Source organism: Pseudomonas sp. WS 5010 (genome assembly GCF_012985565.1).
Lineage (GTDB): Bacteria > Pseudomonadota > Gammaproteobacteria > Pseudomonadales > Pseudomonadaceae > Aquipseudomonas.
Map to the genome: position 1 here is coordinate 594,537 of NZ_JAAQWQ010000004.1, position 16,958 is coordinate 611,494.

Below are 16,958 nucleotides of genomic sequence, written 5' to 3' on the forward strand. Positions count from 1 at the left end.
GCGCATACGCCGACCCCATGTAGGAGCTGGCTTGCCTGCGATAGCCGTCTATCAGTTGGCAGATAAGTTGCTGACCCACCGCTATCGGAGGCAAGCCAGCTCCTACATCGGATTTGTGGTGGGGCTTACTTTTTTACCAAGGCCGAGCACGCGGTTTTAAACGCCTCATGCTGATACTTGTTCAGCGTCGCCGGCAACGCAAAGTCGTGCTTCTTGTTCTGCGCATTGATGGTCTGCGGCGACAGCAGTGTCACTTCAACGCCGTCCAGCAACTGCAGCACTCCTTCAATCTTGAACGTGGTCGGGCCGCCGGCGAATTCGCCTTTTTTGCTGCGTTTCTTGATCGCGATACGGGTGATGCCGTTGTCGCGTACAAACGCGGCCACCTGGCTGGCGAAAGCTTTGACGTTGGCCGCCTCGTCATCGTCCTCGAGGGCGATTTTCTTGGTGGCCAGGGCGACGTGGGCCAGATCCAGGGTGGCAACGGCGATGATGGCTTCGCTGCCTTTGATTTCGATGCCGCAGAGAGTCATGGGTGGCCTTGGTTCAGAGGAAAGGATGGGCGCGATTGTCGCTTATTCCTGCCCGATCGACTCCAAAAACTCCGACCGCTCATCACTCATCCGCGCCAGGCAGTCATTTTGCGCAATGGCGTAGGCCTTGGTGCCGGTGACTGCCGGGAAGGTGTCCACCGCGCAGTCGGCATCCCGCAGTTTTTCCCACTTCTGCTGGGCATCCTTCAGACGAGCGGTGATGTCCGCCAACTGCGCCTTGTTGCTGGCGTAGGTGGAGCCCATGCGTTCCAGCAGGCCCTGGTAGTTATCCTTGAGCAGCTGTTCGGCGGTGGTTTTGTTGTAGGAGGCGCATTCCAGGGTCTGTTTGTCGTTTTCGATGCCATCACACGGGGTGCTGTCGGTGTCTTCGGCTGCGTGGACGCCGGTGGCGAGGAGTGCCAAAGCCAGGAAAATCGGTTTCATTGCGCCTTCTCATATCAGTGGATGGGTCGAATTCTGGCTCAAGCGTAGGCCAAAGAACAGATGCAGGACAGACACCTGCGTGCACCCTTTGTCGTGGATTGACGCTTTCGGCAATTCCCCTGTCGTTTTTGCACCCGGCTCTGTCAGCCCCTGGGCATATGCTGGCCCCAAAGCGCCGGCAGACGATTCGGCGCATGAATCGCCAATAAGGGGACGCCTGATGAGCCCAGCCGAACTGCACGCCGATAGCATCGTTATCGACGGGCTGATCATTGCCAAGTGGAACCGCGACCTGTTCGAGGACATGCGCAAGGGTGGCCTGACCGCCGCCAACTGCACGGTGTCGGTGTGGGAAGGCTTCCAGGCCACCATCAATAACATCGTGGCCAGCCAGACCCTGATCCGCGAGAACAGCGACCTGGTGATCCCGGTGAAGACCACCGCCGACATCCGCCGCGCCAAGGAGCAGGGCAAGACCGGCATCATCTTCGGCTTCCAGAATGCCCATGCCTTTGAGGACCAGCTCGGCTACGTCGAGATCTTCAAGCAGCTCGGCGTCGGTGTGGTGCAGATGTGCTACAACACCCAGAACCTGGTGGGCACCGGCTGTTACGAGCGTGACGGCGGCCTGTCGGGCTTCGGGCGTGAGATCGTTGCTGAGATGAACCGTGTCGGGATCATGTGCGACCTGTCCCACGTCGGCTCCAAGACATCCGAAGAAGTCATCCTCGAATCGAAGAAACCGGTGTGCTACTCCCATTGCCTGCCGTCCGGCCTGAAAGAGCATCCGCGCAACAAGTCCGATGCAGAACTCAAGTTCATTGCCGACCACGGCGGGTTTGTCGGCGTGACCATGTTTGCACCGTTCCTGGCCAAGGGCATCGACTCGACCATCGACGACTACGCCGAAGCCATCGAGTACACCATGAACATCGTCGGCGAAGACGCCATCGGCATCGGCACCGACTTCACCCAGGGCCATGGCCAGGATTTCTTCGAAATGCTGACCCATGACAAGGGCTACGCCCGCCGCCTGACCAGCTTCGGCAAGATCATCAACCCGCTGGGCATCCGCACCGTGGGCGAGTTCCCCAACCTGACCGAAACCCTGCTCAAGCGCGGCCACAGCGAGCGCGTAGTGCGCAAGATCATGGGCGAGAACTGGGTCAACGTTCTCAAGGACGTCTGGGGCGAATAAGCCCTGCATTCTTTCCCGCTGCCATCCGTGCGGCGGGCACCAAACCGAATTTTCTGGAGTTGAGTTTCCATGGCCAAGATCGCCCCGCAATTGCCTATCGAAGTCGACAGCGAAACCGGTGTCTGGACTTCCGACGCCCTGCCGATGCTGTACGTGCCGCGCCATTTTTTCGTCAACAACCACATGGGTATCGAAGAGGTCCTGGGCGCTGACGCCTACGCCGAAATCCTCTACAAGGCCGGCTACAAGTCCGCCTGGCACTGGTGTGAAAAAGAAGCAGAATGCCACGGCCTGGAAGGCGTCGCGGTGTTCGAACACTACATGAAGCGCCTGTCGCAGCGCGGCTGGGGCCTGTTCAAGATCCAGGACATCGACCTCGATAAAGGCACCGCCAGCGTCACCCTCGAACACTCGGCCTTCGTCTATGTGTACGGCAAGGTCGGGCGCAAGGTCGACTACATGTTCACCGGCTGGTTTGCCGGTGCCATGGACCAGATTCTGCAAGCGCGCGGCAGCAACATCCGCACCGTCGCCGAGCAAGTCTACGGAGGCTCCGAAGAGGGCCACGACGACGGTCTGTTCACCGTCAAGCCGTTGTAAGCCGAGGACCGTGCCATGGCTTTCGAAGCAATGTTTGCGCCGATCCAGATCGGCAAACTGACCATCCGTAACCGCGTGCTCAGTACCGCCCACGCCGAGGTGTATGCCACCGACGGCGGGATGACCACCGAGCGCTACATCAGGTATTACGAAGAGAAAGCCAAGGGCGGCATTGGCCTGGCGATCTGTGGCGGCTCCTCGGTGGTGGCGATCGACAGCCCGCAGGAGTGGTGGAGTTCGGTGAACCTGTCCACCGACCGCATCATCCCGCACTTCCAGAACCTGGCTGACGCGATGCACAAGCATGGCGCCAAGATCATGATCCAGATTACCCACATGGGGCGCCGCTCGCGTTGGGACGGCTTCAACTGGCCGACCCTGATGTCACCCTCGGGCGTGCGTGAGCCGGTGCACCGTGCGACCTGCAAGACCATCGAGCCGGAAGAAATCTGGCGGGTGATCGGCAACTACGCCAGCGCCGCAGGCCGGGCCAAGGCCGGTGGCCTGGATGGCGTGGAACTGTCGGCGGTGCACCAGCACATGATCGACCAGTTCTGGAGCCCACGGGTCAACAAACGCACCGATGAATGGGGCGGCAGCTTTGAAAACCGCATGCGTTTCGGCCTGGAAGTGCTCAAGGCTGTGCGTGCGGAGGTCGGTCCGGACTTTTGCGTGGGTATCCGTTTGTGCGGGGATGAATTCCACCCGGACGGCCTGTCCCACGAGGACATGAAACAGATCGCCAAGTACTACGACGACACCGGCATGCTCGACTTCATCGGCGTGGTCGGCTCGGGTTGCGACACCCACAACACCCTGGCCAACGTGATCCCCAACATGAGTTATCCACCGGAGCCGTTCCTGCACCTGGCGGCCGGGATCAAGGAAGTGGTCAAGTCCCCGGTGCTGCACGCGCAGAACATCAAGGACCCGAACCAGGCCACGCGCATTCTCGAAGGCGGCTATGTGGACATGGTCGGCATGACCCGCGCGCACATGGCCGACCCGCACCTGATCGCCAAGATCAAGATGGGCCAGATCGACCAGATCAAGCAGTGCGTCGGCGCCAACTATTGCATCGACCGCCAGTATCAGGGCCTGGACGTGCTGTGTATCCAGAACGCGGCAACCTCCCGTGAATACATGGGCGTGCCGCACATCATCGAAAAATCCACCGGGCCCAAGCGCAAAGTGGTGGTGGTCGGTGCCGGCCCGGCCGGGATGGAAGCGGCGCGGGTCGCTGCCGAGCGCGGCCACGACGTGACTCTGTTCGAGAAAAAAGACTTTATCGGCGGGCAGATCACCACGGCGTCCAAGGCGCCGCAGCGCGACCAGATCGCCGGTATCACCCGCTGGTTCCAGCTGGAACTGGCACGGCTGAACGTCGACCTGCGCCTGGGCGTGGCGGCGGATGCCGCGACCATCCTCGACCTGCGCCCCGATGTGGTGGTGCTGGCGGTGGGCGGGCATCCGTTCATCGAGCAGAACGAACACTGGGGCGCGGCAGAAGGCCTGGTGGTCAGCAGTTGGGACGTGCTCGACGGCAAGGTGGCGCCGGGCAAGAACGTGCTGGTGTACGACACCATCTGCGAATTCACCGGTATGTCGGTGGCCGACTTTTTGGCCGACAAGGGCTGCCAGGTCGAGATCGTCACCGACGACATCAAGCCTGGCGTGGCCATCGGCGGTACGTCATTCCCGACCTACTACCGCAGCATGTATCCCAAGGAAGTGATCATGACCGGCGACATGATGCTGGAGAAGGTCTACCGCGAGGGCGACAAGCTGGTAGCCGTGCTGGAGAACGAATACACCGGCGCCAAGGAAGAACGGGTGGTGGACCAGGTGGTGGTGGAGAACGGCGTGCGTCCGGACGAAGAAATCTACTACGCCCTCAAGCAAGGGGCGCGCAACAAGGGGCAGATGGACGTCGAGGCGCTGTTCGCGATCAAGCCGCAACCGTGCCTGAGCGAGCCGGGGGAAGGGTACCTGCTGTTCCGCATCGGTGACTGTGTGGCCCAGCGCAATACCCACGCTGCGATCTACGACGCCCTGCGCTTGTGCAAGGATTTCTGACCCAACACCGAACCAATGTGGACTCGGTCAAAAATGTGGGAGCTGCTTTATGTAGGAGCCGGGCTTGCCCGCGATGCAGGCAACTCGGTCTCGAGTGAGACCTGGGTGATGCCATCGCAGGCAAGCCAGCTCCCACATTGAGCCGGGTCCCACGCGAGACTTGCGTGGTCTGTGGGAGCTTCACCATGTTGAACACCTTGCTTCCTGTTCTTTTGTTCGCAGCGATAGGCCTGGCCGTCCTCGGTGCTGTGCGCCGGATGAACATGTGGCGCCGGGGCCGTGCTGCCAAGGTCGACCTGCTGGGCGGTCTGCTGGCCATGCCCAAGCGCTATATGGTCGACCTGCACCACGTGGTCGCCCGCGACAAATACATCGCCAACACCCACGTCGCCACGGCCCTGGGCTTTGTGCTGTCGGCATTGCTGGCGATCCTGGTGCACGGCTTCGGCCTGCATAACCGCATCCTCGGCTACGCCTTGCTGCTGGCGTCGGTGCTGATGTTTGTCGGCGCCACCTTCGTCTATCTGCGCCGGCGCAACCCGCCGTCGCGGCTGTCGAAAGGCCCGTGGATGCGCCTGCCGAAAAGCCTGATGGCGTTCTCGGTGAGCTTCTTCCTAGTGACGTTGCCGGTGGCCGGGCTCCTGCCTGCCGACTTCGGTGGCTGGCTGCTGGCCGTACTGCTTGGTGTGGGCGTGCTGTGGGGTGTGTCGGAACTGTTCTTCGGCATGACCTGGGGCGGCCCGATGAAACACGCCTTTGCCGGCGCCCTGCACCTGGCCTGGCACCGCCGCGCCGAACGCTTTGGCGGGGGCCGCTCTACCGGCTTGAAGCCGCTGGACCTGAGCGACAAGAGCGCGCCCCTGGGCGTGGAAAAACCCAAGGATTTCACCTGGAACCAACTGCTGGGCTTCGACGCCTGCGTGCAGTGCGGCAAGTGCGAAGCCGCGTGCCCGGCGTTTGCCGCCGGCCAGCCGCTGAACCCGAAAAAACTGATCCAGGACATGGTGGTCGGCCTGGCCGGCGGCACCGATGCCAAGTTCGCCGGCAGCCCTTACCCGGGTAAGGCCATCGGCGAACACAGCGGCAATCCGCACCAACCGATCGTCAATGGCCTGGTGGATGCCGAGACATTGTGGTCGTGCACCACCTGTCGTGCCTGTGTCGAAGAATGCCCGATGATGATCGAGCACGTAGATGCCATCGTCGATATGCGTCGCCACCTGACCCTGGAAAAAGGCGCGACCCCGAACAAGGGCGCCGAAGTCCTGGAGAACCTGATCGCCACCGACAACCCCGGCGGGTTCGCCCCGGGTGGGCGGATGAACTGGGCGGCGGACTTGAACCTGCCGCTGCTCGGCGATAAAGGCAGCACCGACGTGCTGTTCTGGGTCGGCGACGGCGCCTTCGACATGCGTAACCAGCGCACCCTGCGCGCCTTCGTCAAAGTGCTGAAGGCGGCGAAGGTCGACTTCGCCGTACTGGGCCTTGAGGAGCGTGACAGCGGCGACGTGGCCCGGCGTCTGGGCGATGAGGCAACGTTCCAGCTGCTGGCCGCGCGCAATATCCAGACCCTGGCCAAGTACCGCTTCCAGCGCATCGTCACCTGCGATCCCCATAGCTTCCATGTGCTGAAAAACGAATACGGCGCCTTCGACGGCAACTACCGGGTGCAGCACCACAGCACCTACATGGCCGAGCTGATCGACGCAGGCCTGCTGAACCTGGACCAGCACAAAGGCAACAGCGTGACCTACCACGACCCGTGCTACCTGGGCCGCTATAACGGTGAGTACGAGGCACCGCGCCAAGTGCTGCGGGCGCTGGGGATCGAGGTCAAGGAGATGCAACGTTCGGGGTTCCGTTCCCGTTGTTGCGGTGGCGGTGGCGGCGCGCCGATCACCGATATTCCCGGTAAGCAGCGCATCCCCGACATGCGCATGGAAGACATCCGCGAGACCGGCGCCGAACTGGTGGCCGTGGGTTGTCCACAGTGCACGGCGATGCTCGAAGGGGTGGTCGAACCCCGCCCACTGATCAAGGACATTGCCGAGTTGGTGGCGGACGCCTTGCTCGAAGAGGCTGTACCGGCCAAGAACACGCGTGTACCAGCGGAGGTCCACTGATGAGCGACATTATCCGCCGCGACCCACGGGCCGAATGGATCGCCCGCAACCGCTTGCACCCGCTGCATGCGGCGATGCAACCGGAACAGCACAGCTGGATGGGGCCTAACGGCATCCTCCGTAAAAACGTGCATGGCATAGGTTTTATCGGGCCCAACGGCATCAAGCGTATCGACCGCAGCGGCGCCCAGCAGGGCGGTGCGACCAAACGTACGGCAGCGGCGCAAGTGCAGTTGCCGTTGCACCAGGTGCCAGCCCCGGCGTTCTACATCAACGTGGTGCCGGACATGGTCGGCGGCCGCCTGAGCAGCCACGACCGCGACTTGCTGGGCCTGGCGCGGCAACTGGCCGGCAGCGACGGCGCGGTGCTGGCGGTGGTGTTTGGCGAGCATAAGGAAAGTGCCTTCGACACGGCCGGCGTGGACCGCCTGCTGGTGCTCGACGGGCACGAATTCGACGGTTATTCACCGGAGCAGCGGGTCCATGGCCTGCGGGCTGTGGATAACCAGTTCAGCCCGCGTCATTGGCTGCTGCCCGACAGCCGCAGTGGCGGTGGCGAACTGGGGCGGCGCTTTGCCGCCAGCCTCAAGGAACGCCCGGCCACCCGGGTGTGGCAGATCAAGGGCTCTGAGTGCATCGGCCGTGCCGGCGCAGGCCGGGAAGACCTGGCGCGCGCGCTGCCACGGCTGATCCTGGCTGCTGTGGAATGCGCCGATCCGGTCAGCGATACGCGTCACGAAGTGTTGCCCGTGGAGTTATCCACAGCCCTGGCGCGCAGCTTGCCGCGTATCGAGGATTTGGGCGCGGTGGCGGTGGATCCCGGTGCGATTCCCATGGCCGAGGCCGAGTTTATTTTCTCCGGTGGCAACGGGGTCAAGGATTGGCACCTGTTCCACCAGACCGCCGCTGCCCTGGGCGCCACCGAAGGTGCGTCGCGGGTGGCGGTGGACGATGGTTTTATGACCCGTGATCGCCAGGTCGGCGCCAGTGGTATCTGGGTCACCGCGCGGGTGTATGTGGCGGTCGGGATCTCCGGGGCGATCCAGCACCTGCAAGGCATCGGGGCCTGCGACAAGGTGGTGGCGATCAACCTCGATCCGGGTTGCGACATGATCAAGCGCGCCGACCTGTCGGTAATCGGCGACAGCGGTGACATTCTCCGGGCCTTGATTGCAGCGGTCCAGGCCCACCGCAACGGCGCCAAGCGCGATGCGGCTTAAACAAAGGATATGGCCATGACCACCCATGTAATCAGCCTGGTATCCATAGGCGCCCACCCGACCTCCGGCCGTCCGCGCCGCGCCGAACAGGATGCCCGCGCCGTCGAGCTGGGGCTGCAACTGGCTGGGGATAACCTGCAAGTCCTGCATGCCGGCGACATCGCCGAACCGACCCTGCGCGCCTACCTGGGCATGGGGCTGGCGCAGTTGCACGTGCTGGAACAACCGGCTGGCGCCGATGCCTTGCCGGTACTCGGTGACTACCTGCGGGACGCTGGCGCCCAGGTGGTGCTCACCGGCAGCCAGGCCGAAACCGGCGAAGGCTCGGGCATGTTGCCGTTCCTGTTGGCCGAGCAACTGGGCTGGCCGCTGATCGTCGGCCTGGCCCAGGTGGAGTCCATCGACAGCGGCGTGGCCCTTGTGCTGCAAGCGCTGCCTCGCGGGCAGCGGCGGCGCCTGAAGGTGCGCCTGCCCTTTTTGGCCACGGTGGATAACGCCGCGCCCAAGCCTCGGCAAAGCGCCTACGGCCCGGCCCAGCGTGGCGTGCTGCAGGAGCACGACGTGCAGGTGGTGGACGATGAGTTATTCACAGGCGCCGTGCTGCAACCGGCCAAGCCTCGGCCCAAGCGACTCAAGGTGATCAAGGCCAAGAGCGGCGCCGACCGCATGAAAGCCGCCACGGCCAAGGCCAGTGGTGGCGGTGGGCAGGTGCTCAAGGGGGTGAGCCCTGAGGCGGGTGCCGAGGCGATTCTCAAGCTGTTGGTCGAAGAGGGCGTGGTGCGCTGACCCTGTAGGAGCTGGCTTGCCTGCGATGGCGTCACCTGGGTGTAACTGAAAAACCGCGGTGCCTGCATCGCAGGCAAGCCAGCTCCTACAGGGTTTGCGGTGTTACCCACAATCCCTGTTAGCCCAGCTGTGGATAACCTGTTCGCGGCTGTCCACACCCCATGTAAATCAAGCCCTGTAGCCCTCTGTACGAAAAACAACCAACCTAAGCGACGGTTTTTACTGGGCTTTTTCTGTGGATAAGGAAAAAGCTCGGCTCATAGTTGCCCCCAAAGTCTGTTGGTGCTTCTGTGGATAAGATGTTCGCTACCCGCTACAGGCCATGTGAATAAAGGCTTGCAGTGAGTTGGTTGAAATATGATCAATATCGCCATTTCAATCGGTTTACGCGCGTAAAGCCTCGATTTTGCTCGGTTGCAGGCGGTTTTCCACAGAATGGCCGAAGTTGCCCCCAAAGTCTGTTGGCGCTTCTGTGGATAAGGTGTTTGCGATCCGCTACAGGCCATATAAAACGTGGCTTGTACGCTTCTGATTAAAAAATGATCAATGTTCGATCAAACCCGCTGCTTTGAATAAGTCACGGATTTTCTTGGTTTTATTTCAAGGAGATAAGGCAGTTGCCCACAATTACTGTGGGTGGCTTTGTGGATAAGTTGTTGGGGGATGGCTGGAGGGCAGGGTAATAGCGGGCTGGAGGCGCGATGATTAATTTCTGACCAGATGAGTAACCAAATGTAGGAGCGGGCTTGCCCGCGATTACGGTGGGTCAGCCAACAAATCTGTGACTGATACACCGCAATCGCGGGCAAGCCCGCTCCCACACAAGCCCCACAGTTTGATCTCTGGTGTGTCCGTTATTCGTGAGCGGCGACACCTTTAAGGTACGGCGCTGGCGCCGCTCCCAGGTTGTTCAACATGCGTTCGCTGTACCAGTCCACAAAGTTCACCACACCAAACTCATAGGTCTTGGAGTACGGCCCCGGCTGGTAAGCGGTGGAGTTGATCCCGCGCTGGTTCTCTTCGGCCAGGCGCCGGTCCTGGTCGTTGGTGGCGTCCCACACCTGGCGCATGCGGTCGACGTCATAGTCCACGCCTTCCACGGCGTCCTTGTGGACAATCCATTTGGTGGTGACCATGGTTTCCTGGGCGCTGATCGGCCACACGGTAAACACGATGATGTGATCACCCATGCAGTGGTTCCACGAGTGGGGCAGGTGCAGGATGCGCATCGAGCCCAGGTCGGGGTTCTTGATCCGGCCAATCAGTTTCTTGCAGCCCTGCTTGCCATCCAGGGTCATGGACACGGTGCCCTTGAGCAACGGCATGCGCACGATGCGGTTACGCAGGCCGAAGCTGGCGTGGGCGTAAGGGATCTTCTCGGCGTCCCAGGCGGCGGCGGAGGCGGCGACGTGGTCCTTGAAGGCCTGGTCGGCCCGTGGGTCGGTGACGTCGTCCCATTCCAGCAGGGTTTTCAGCAGTTCGGGGTGCGAGGCGTTGCAGTGGTAGCACTCGCGGTTGTTTTCCAGCACCAGTTTCCAGTTGGCTTTTTCGAACAAGGTGGTCTGGATCGCCACCTTGGTGTTCTCCATGTCGTAGGGTTCCATGTAGTGGTTCAGCGTCGACAAAAAGTCATCGATGGCCGGCGGGTTCTCGGCCAGGCTGATGAAGATGTAGCCGCCGGCGGTCTTCACGTTCACCGGTTTGAGGCCGTACTGCTTCATGTCGAAGTCAGCGCCCATCTCGGTGCCGGCGAACAGCAGGCGCCCGTCCAGTTCGTAGGTCCACTGGTGGTAATGGCATACGAGCTTGGCGACCTTGCCCTTGTCGCTGGTGCACAAGCGCGAGCCGCGGTGGCGGCAGACGTTGTGGAAGGCATGCACCACGCCCTCGGCGCCACGGATCACGATGATCGGGTTCTTGCCGATCTGCAGGGTCAGGTAGTTGCCCTTGCTGGGGATCTCGCAGGTCATGCCGGCGATCAACCATTCCTTCTGGAAGATCTCCTGCATGTCGATATCGAACAGGCGCTGGTCAGAGTAAAACGGCTGTGGCAGTGAAAAAGTGCGCTCGCGCTCCTGCAGCATTTGCGCGGTGGCCTTGCGTGCGGGTTCCAGCGGATCGCCCAAGCTCAAGGTTGCGGTGACGTCCATCGTGTGTGTCCTCAAGGCCATTCTGTGTGGCCGCGATAAGTGGCTAATCAGGTTTGCAGCAAGGCGTAAAGAAAGCGTCGTTGTTGGCTGCGAGTGTGGGCCCGGCGCTGCCCGCAACCTTGTCCATTAACGACATGGCCCACTCTGTTCCCGACGCGCAACCCCAGTGGTATGGGGGCTGGTCGCGATAAGTATGCGAATGTCGCAGATAGGTAAATGGCAGGTTGCGGCCTTACGCAGAATCGCCAGCATCAAGCCGAACTACGGCCGTGGAGAACAGCATGTCCAACAGCTTCCTGAATCCTGTCACCACCCAGACCTGGGCCAATGGTCGGCACATCGTCCGTTGCGTCAAAGTCATCCAGGAAACCTGGGATGTGCGCACCTTCTGCTTTATGGCCGACCAGCCGATCCTGTTCTTTTTCAAGCCGGGGCAGTTCGTCACCCTGGAGCTGGAAATCGACGGCCAGCCGATCATGCGCTCGTACACCATCTCCAGCTCGCCGTCGGTGCCCTACAGCTTCTCGGTGACGATCAAGCGCGTGCCCGGTGGCAAGGTTTCCAACTGGCTGCACGACACCCTGCACGAAGGCCAGGAACTGGCAGTACACGGGCCGGTCGGGCTGTTCAACGCCATCGACTTCAGCAACCCCAAGGTGCTGTACCTGAGCGGCGGCGTGGGGATCACCCCGGTGATGTCCATGGCGCGCTGGTATTACGACACCAACGCCAATGTCGACATGGTGTTCGTGCACAGCGCCCGGTCACCCAAAGACATCATCTACCACCGCGAGCTGGAGCATATGGCCTCGCGCATCGACAACTTCAGCCTGCACCTGATCTGCGAGAAGCACGGCCTGGGCGAACCGTGGGCCGGATATCGGGGCTACCTCAACCAGAAAATGCTCGAACTGATGGTGCCGGACTTCCTTGAGCGCGAAGTGTTCTGCTGCGGCCCTACGCCCTATATGAACGCGGTCAAGCGCCTGCTGGAAGCCAATGGCTTTGACATGACCCGCTACCACGAGGAGTCCTTCGGTGCGACCCCGCCAGAGGCGCGTGCCGATGCGGTGGAGCAAGCCGAACAGGCGGCCGATGCGCCAGAAATCGACCTGGCGGACTTGCACCAGGTGGAGTTCATCTCGTCGGGCAAAAGTATCCGTGTGGCCCCTGGGGAAACCGTGCATGCGGCAGCGGCCAAGCTCGGCCTGCTGATCCCCAAGGCCTGCGGCATGGGCATTTGCGGCACGTGCAAGGTGATGAAACTGGGCGGGGAAGTAGAAATGGAGCACAACGGCGGGATTACCGAGGAAGACGAAGCCGAGGGCTACATCCTGTCGTGCTGCAGCGTGCCGAAGGGCGATGTGCGGATCGAGTTCTGATAGATCGTGTGATCGTTCCCACGTGGAGCGTGGGAGCGATCAGGGGAGTTAACGGGCGGATCAGTACAACTGCGGCCGACGGTCCTGGTGCACGTGGTTGTGCTCGCTGATGAACTTGTCCCTGGCCTGGGTCAGGGGCAGGTCGGCCACCAGGCGTTGTTCGTTCTGATGTGAGACCGCTCCGGCCAATGGGTAGCCATCGGCATCGACAATGACGGATCCCCCAATCCAGTTGACCCCCCGCTCTTCGCCATGGCGATCGCATGCGGCGATAAACATCCGGTTGACCGCCGCATTGGCCTGGACCCGCACGATTTCTGCCGGTCTTTCACCGGCTGGGCGCGGGCCGTCCGGCCAGTTCACCGGCACACAGAGCAGGTCGGCCCCGGACAGGGCTGCCAGGCGTACCCACTCCGGCAGTTCCAGGTCGTAGCAGATCATGACAGCGATCCGTCCAGCGGCGGTTTCCACCACCGGTGGCGGTTCAGTTCCGGGGGTGAAGATCAATTTCTCGCGATCCCACAAGTGCGCCTTGCGATACACCGTCAGCCTGCCGCCCGGCTCTATCAGCGCGGCGCTGTTGGCCACCTGGCCTGCCGCCAGGCGCTCACAAAAGCCGGCCACGACAATGATGCCCAGTTCGCTCGCGAGGGTTTTCCAGCGGGTGAGTGTCGGGCCGTCCAGCTCCTCGGACACTGCCAGGGCTTCCTCCCGGTCATTGAACGCGTAGCCGCTTTGCATCAGCTCCGGCAACACCAGCACTTGCGCGCCCAGCGCCGCCGCACCGCGAATGGCCTTGGCGCTGAGTGCGCGGTTGTGTTCCACATCGGCGATACGCGGGGCGAGTTGATCACAGACGACACGTAGGGTGTTCATGGCTTACCACCTTCCAACATGGCCTCGCTGGCGGCAATGGCACGGTGTTCGGCATCGCGGTCAAGGTTGCGGCTCATCAGGCAATAGATAAGCGCGGAAACGCCCAGGCCGATCACGAAGGCGATATCGGCCCCGCCCAGCGCCACGGCGGCCGGTCCTTCGTAGAAACTCAACGACATGAACGGGATCATCGACACCAGGCCCAGGCAGTACGCGACCAAGCCCGCCTTGCCCCATAGGCCATAGATGCCGGCGGGGTTGAAGATATCGCTGATGGCGTATTGGCCTTTGCGCACCAGGTAGAAGTCGGCGAGGTTGACGGCAGTCCATGGCACCAGGAAGTACAACATCAGCAGCACGAACGTGTTGAAGCTGGCCAGATAGCTGTCGGGAATGCTCAAGGCGATCAGGAAAATGATCACTGCCACCAGGCCGATGCCAATGACCCGGCTCTTGAGGCGCGGCTGGATTTTCACGAAACCGTCGATGGCACTGATGCCGGTCAGCATCGCGCCATAGCAATTGACCGCCATGATGCCAATCAGCGCCGGCACCGCGATTAGCACGGTCAAGGTGCCGAAGCCAGGAATCACCTGGTTGCCCACCGTGCGCACGCTGGCGATGGCATCGGGCGAGGGCAGGGCCGAGGCCAGGAACGCGCCCAGAGACATCAGCCACAGCGCCGAGCCGGCAGCCCCCAGGTAGGTCCAGAAAATCACCCGGCGCGACGGGGTTTGATGGGGCAGGTAGCGCGAGTAGTCCGATACATACACGGCGTAGCTGATCTGATAACCGGCAGCGGCGCTGAGCTGGATCAGGAACGCCGACCAGGAGAAATGCGCCTCGGCCACTGCGGCATCGGCCGACAGGCTCATCAGGGCGGCAACGGTCAGCACTGCGAATACGCTGATCATCACGTAGGTCAGCCAGCGTTGCACAGTGTGCAGCAGGTCATGGCCGATCACGGCAATCATCACCGCGAGGATGATCATCAACGCATACCACGGCGCCCGGCTGCCAGGCAGCACCGTGTTGATGGCGTCGGTGGCGAGAATCACGTTGAACACATTGAAGCCGATGTACACAAAGATCACCGCGACAAACGGCACGATAGCGCCGCGCAGCCCGAACTGGGCCCGTGACTGGATCATCTGCGGCAAGCCCATGCGCGGGCCCTGGTTGGCGTGGAAGGCCATGGCAAAGGTGCCCAGGCCCACGCCGATGACAATCGCCAGGATCGCGTAGACCAGGCTCAAGCCCAGTGCGGCGCCGGTGAACCCGGTGACCATGGTGGTGAGGACGAAGTTGCCGGTGAACCAGAAGGGTCCCTGATGCCAGACTTTGCCGTGCCGTTCGTTGCGCGGCACATAGTCAATGGAACGGGTCTCGATTTTTGGGCGAGGGGCGACGCAGGGAACCGTCTTGTCAGATAGGGCGTTCATAGATTCACGGCTTGTTTTTATAGTGAGTGCCGCAGCATCGGGCAACTGATGGCCCGATTAAATCCTGATCTATAAATAATCACTTCAGACTTTCCTTAAGTAATGGCTTTTGCGCGTGGGGGGCGATGGAGCCGTTCTTTCTTATTGCAAAGCGATCTAATTGTGGCGAGGACGGTCTACTAGGCTGGCTCTTAGTCTCGTCGCATTCGCCTTTAGCCTTGTAGTAGAGGGTGGACATTTACCCAACCTGCAAGGACGCCATCATGTCTGCGATTCCCTCCCGCTCCCAAGGTGCTCAGCGGCTTTTGAACAAAAATGTCACGGCGCTGATTCCTGACTTTCCGTTTCATTACGCCCGCTATTTATGGCAGGCCGCGATCCTTAAAAAGCCCCTGGCCCAAGTTGCCGCGCAGCATCTTGGCGAGCAGGTGTTGATCGTCGGTGCCGGCGTGTCCGGGCTGGTGGCAGCCTACGAGGCGATGCGCATGGGCCTGCATCCGATAGTGGTGGAAGCTTCGGGGCGCATTGGCGGGCGGCTCTATTCCCATGTGCTGGGTGATCGCAACGACCCACAAGGCCGGGTGATCTGTGAACTGGGGGCGATGCGCTTCCCCAAGTCCGGCAAGGCGTTGATGCACTACTTTGCCAAGGTCGGGATGAGCGCCAACTCGGCGGACTTCCCTAACCCCGGCTCGCCCGCCGCCCCCAGTACCCTCGTCGATTACGAGAACGAGCAGACCTACTACGAACGCAATGACCTGCCGCAAAAATACAGGCGAATCGAAGATATGTTCTTCGGCGAATTCCTTGAACAAGACCCGATCCGGTTCACTGACATGGAAAACGCGATGCAGGAAACGGCAGTGGACCAAGGTGAAATCAAAGCGATCTGGAATACGATCCTCAGGGCGGGCTGGGATGACCTGAGTTTCTATGCCGCCATGGTCGAGCAAGCCAAGTGGAGCCGCGAAGACATTGACCTGTTTGGCCAGATAGGCTTCGGCACTGGCGGCTGGAACACCGACTATCCGAACTGTTTCCTGGAAGTGTTGCGGGTGTTGTACACCGGCCTGGATACCAACCACACGTTGATGTATGACGGTTCCAGCGAGCTGCCCCTGCGCCTATGGAGCCGCACGCCGGCTTCGTTCGGCGACACCCAGGTCCATTGGCCGGCAGGCACGACGGTGGAGAGTTTGACGCGGCGGGAGATTGCTGACCCTCTCAACCAGGAAGTCCGGCAGATCCACCGCCTGGCCGATGGCACGTTCGATGTGTACCTGCATGACAACAAACAGGGTGGAGACACCCTGCGTAACTTTAAAAGTGTGATTTATACGCCTCACGTGCGAGTGCTCGACAAGTTCCGCTATATGGATGGCAAAGAGCGCTTTACGCCGATGAACAACTTACTGCCCCAGGCTACCTGGGAAGCGGTGATGTATACCCATTACATGCAATCGGCAAAGATCTTCGCCAACACTCGACGGCCGTTTTGGAATGATGTCGAGAATGGTCGCTACAAGATGAGTGTGACCTTGTCGGACCGCCTTACCCGTGGCACCTATCTGCTGGACTATGCCCCAAGCAACGGGGTGAACAAGGGCAGCGGCATGTTTCTCTCATATACCTGGAACGATGACAGCCTGAAGTTCCTTGGCGACCGCAGCGCGCCGTTGCCGTCTCATGTCGATTTGTGTACGACCTTACTCGATACGGTGTATGCCGACACGCAACTAAACCTGGCAGCCGAGTTCGGCATGGTTGACCCTTTTATCGAGATCAACTGGGAAAATGAGCCGTTCTACCTGTGTGCCTTCAAGATGAACCTGCCGGGGCAGTATGAGTATCAAAGACTGCTGTTTTCCCAGTTCATGAGTGGTGTAAAGGAGGGCGCGCCGGACGGTTTCATTCTGTCTGGAGATGATATTTCCTGGACCGGGGGCTGGGCCGAGGGCGGGGTGACGACGGCGTTGAATGCGGTGAACAAGTTGGCGGTCAAGTTTGGCGGTGGGACGATCGAACACAATCCCGGGCCGATTGATCAGTGGGACGCATTACAACCTCTCCAGTTGTAGGCAACAACGTGCCGGCGATGGCGCCCTCAGGGTCGCCATCGCCGGCACGC

The 16,958-nt window shown here is 61.3% G+C and carries 13 protein-coding genes; 8 read left to right on the top strand and 5 right to left on the bottom strand.

The annotated features are described in order from the left end of the window. Positions 1–125: 125 nt before the first annotated feature. Together HBO11_RS15925 and HBO11_RS15930 are read right to left on the bottom strand one after the other, a co-directional pair. Complete coding sequence (locus HBO11_RS15925; protein ID WP_169953685.1) at positions 126–533, bottom strand: DUF3010 family protein; 408 nt, start codon at positions 531–533, stop codon at positions 126–128. Between the two features lie 42 nt (positions 534–575). Next, positions 576–977 (bottom strand): lysozyme inhibitor LprI family protein, encoded by a 402-nt coding sequence (locus HBO11_RS15930; RefSeq protein WP_169953687.1) that lies wholly within the window; start codon positions 975–977, stop codon positions 576–578. A 220-nt stretch (positions 978–1,197) separates the two neighbouring features. Here HBO11_RS15930 and HBO11_RS15935 point away from each other — a divergent pair, with 220 nt between their 5' ends. The 6 genes from HBO11_RS15935 (at position 1,198) to HBO11_RS15960 (ending at position 8,980) form a co-directional block, all read left to right on the top strand. Further along, positions 1,198–2,175 (top strand): dipeptidase, encoded by a 978-nt coding sequence (locus HBO11_RS15935; protein WP_169953689.1) that lies wholly within the window; start codon positions 1,198–1,200, stop codon positions 2,173–2,175. A 69-nt stretch (positions 2,176–2,244) separates the two neighbouring features. Beyond that, positions 2,245–2,775 carry a DUF5943 domain-containing protein gene (locus HBO11_RS15940; protein ID WP_169953691.1) on the top strand — a complete coding sequence of 177 codons (531 nt, stop codon included), beginning with the start codon at positions 2,245–2,247 and terminating at the stop codon, positions 2,773–2,775. Positions 2,776–2,790: 15 nt separating this feature from the next. After that, positions 2,791–4,851: a dimethylglycine demethylation protein DgcA gene (dgcA, locus tag HBO11_RS15945; protein ID WP_169953693.1), complete on the top strand. Its 2,061-nt coding sequence runs from the start codon at positions 2,791–2,793 to the stop codon at positions 4,849–4,851. 185 nt (positions 4,852–5,036) lie between these two features. After that, entirely contained in the window at positions 5,037–6,974 is a 1,938-nt protein-coding gene (dgcB, locus tag HBO11_RS15950; RefSeq protein ID WP_169953695.1) for a dimethylglycine demethylation protein DgcB, read from the top strand. Continuing rightward, complete coding sequence (locus HBO11_RS15955; RefSeq protein WP_169953697.1) at positions 6,974–8,194, top strand: electron transfer flavoprotein subunit alpha/FixB family protein; 1,221 nt, start codon at positions 6,974–6,976, stop codon at positions 8,192–8,194. Before dgcB ends, HBO11_RS15955 begins: the two co-directional genes overlap by 1 nt. Positions 8,195–8,209: 15 nt before the next feature. After that, on the top strand, positions 8,210–8,980 hold the full coding sequence (locus HBO11_RS15960) for an electron transfer flavoprotein subunit beta (RefSeq protein WP_169953699.1): 771 nt from the start codon (positions 8,210–8,212) through the stop codon (positions 8,978–8,980). An 854-nt stretch (positions 8,981–9,834) separates the two neighbouring features. Here HBO11_RS15960 and gbcA read toward each other — a convergent pair. Continuing rightward, positions 9,835–11,130, bottom strand: a complete 1,296-nt coding sequence (gene gbcA / locus HBO11_RS15965) for a glycine-betaine demethylase subunit GbcA (protein ID WP_170058899.1) — start codon at positions 11,128–11,130, stop codon at positions 9,835–9,837. A 281-nt stretch (positions 11,131–11,411) separates the two neighbouring features. Between gbcA and gbcB the strand changes: the two genes are divergently transcribed. Beyond that, entirely contained in the window at positions 11,412–12,512 is a 1,101-nt protein-coding gene (gene gbcB, locus HBO11_RS15970; RefSeq protein ID WP_169953703.1) for a glycine-betaine demethylase subunit GbcB, read from the top strand. A 60-nt stretch (positions 12,513–12,572) separates the two neighbouring features. Here gbcB and HBO11_RS15975 read toward each other — a convergent pair whose 3' ends face one another. Together HBO11_RS15975 and HBO11_RS15980 are read right to left on the bottom strand one after the other, a co-directional pair. After that, positions 12,573–13,388, bottom strand: coding sequence for a nitrilase family protein (locus HBO11_RS15975; RefSeq protein WP_169953706.1), 816 nt, complete (start codon positions 13,386–13,388; stop codon positions 12,573–12,575). After that, the gene (locus tag HBO11_RS15980) at positions 13,385–14,830 is read right to left on the bottom strand and encodes a cytosine permease (RefSeq protein WP_169953708.1); all 1,446 of its coding nucleotides are present in this window, start codon (positions 14,828–14,830) and stop codon (positions 13,385–13,387) included. The genes HBO11_RS15975 and HBO11_RS15980 overlap by 4 nt, the downstream gene beginning before the upstream one ends. A 263-nt stretch (positions 14,831–15,093) precedes the next feature. On the opposite strand from HBO11_RS15980, the gene HBO11_RS15985 reads away from it, so the two are divergent. Beyond that, positions 15,094–16,908, top strand: a complete 1,815-nt coding sequence (locus HBO11_RS15985; protein ID WP_169953710.1) for an NAD(P)/FAD-dependent oxidoreductase — start codon at positions 15,094–15,096, stop codon at positions 16,906–16,908. Positions 16,909–16,958 lie beyond the last annotated feature (50 nt).

What these genes read in the sequence shown, in the direction of transcription:
- HBO11_RS15980 (WP_169953708.1), bottom strand. Translation starts at nt 14,830, where the DNA reads ATGAACGCCCTATCTGACAAGACGGTTCCCTGCGTCGCCCCTCGCCCA.
- HBO11_RS15935 (WP_169953689.1), top strand. Translation starts at nt 1,198, where the DNA reads ATGAGCCCAGCCGAACTGCACGCCGATAGCATCGTTATCGACGGGCTG.
- dgcA (WP_169953693.1), top strand. Translation starts at nt 2,791, where the DNA reads ATGGCTTTCGAAGCAATGTTTGCGCCGATCCAGATCGGCAAACTGACC.
- HBO11_RS15960 (WP_169953699.1), top strand. Translation starts at nt 8,210, where the DNA reads ATGACCACCCATGTAATCAGCCTGGTATCCATAGGCGCCCACCCGACC.
- HBO11_RS15925 (WP_169953685.1), bottom strand. Translation starts at nt 533, where the DNA reads ATGACTCTCTGCGGCATCGAAATCAAAGGCAGCGAAGCCATCATCGCC.
- HBO11_RS15955 (WP_169953697.1), top strand. Translation starts at nt 6,974, where the DNA reads ATGAGCGACATTATCCGCCGCGACCCACGGGCCGAATGGATCGCCCGC.
- gbcA (WP_170058899.1), bottom strand. Translation starts at nt 11,130, where the DNA reads ATGGACGTCACCGCAACCTTGAGCTTGGGCGATCCGCTGGAACCCGCA.
- HBO11_RS15930 (WP_169953687.1), bottom strand. Translation starts at nt 977, where the DNA reads ATGAAACCGATTTTCCTGGCTTTGGCACTCCTCGCCACCGGCGTCCAC.
- HBO11_RS15975 (WP_169953706.1), bottom strand. Translation starts at nt 13,388, where the DNA reads ATGAACACCCTACGTGTCGTCTGTGATCAACTCGCCCCGCGTATCGCC.
- dgcB (WP_169953695.1), top strand. Translation starts at nt 5,037, where the DNA reads ATGTTGAACACCTTGCTTCCTGTTCTTTTGTTCGCAGCGATAGGCCTG.
- gbcB (WP_169953703.1), top strand. Translation starts at nt 11,412, where the DNA reads ATGTCCAACAGCTTCCTGAATCCTGTCACCACCCAGACCTGGGCCAAT.
- HBO11_RS15940 (WP_169953691.1), top strand. Translation starts at nt 2,245, where the DNA reads ATGGCCAAGATCGCCCCGCAATTGCCTATCGAAGTCGACAGCGAAACC.
- HBO11_RS15985 (WP_169953710.1), top strand. Translation starts at nt 15,094, where the DNA reads ATGTCTGCGATTCCCTCCCGCTCCCAAGGTGCTCAGCGGCTTTTGAAC.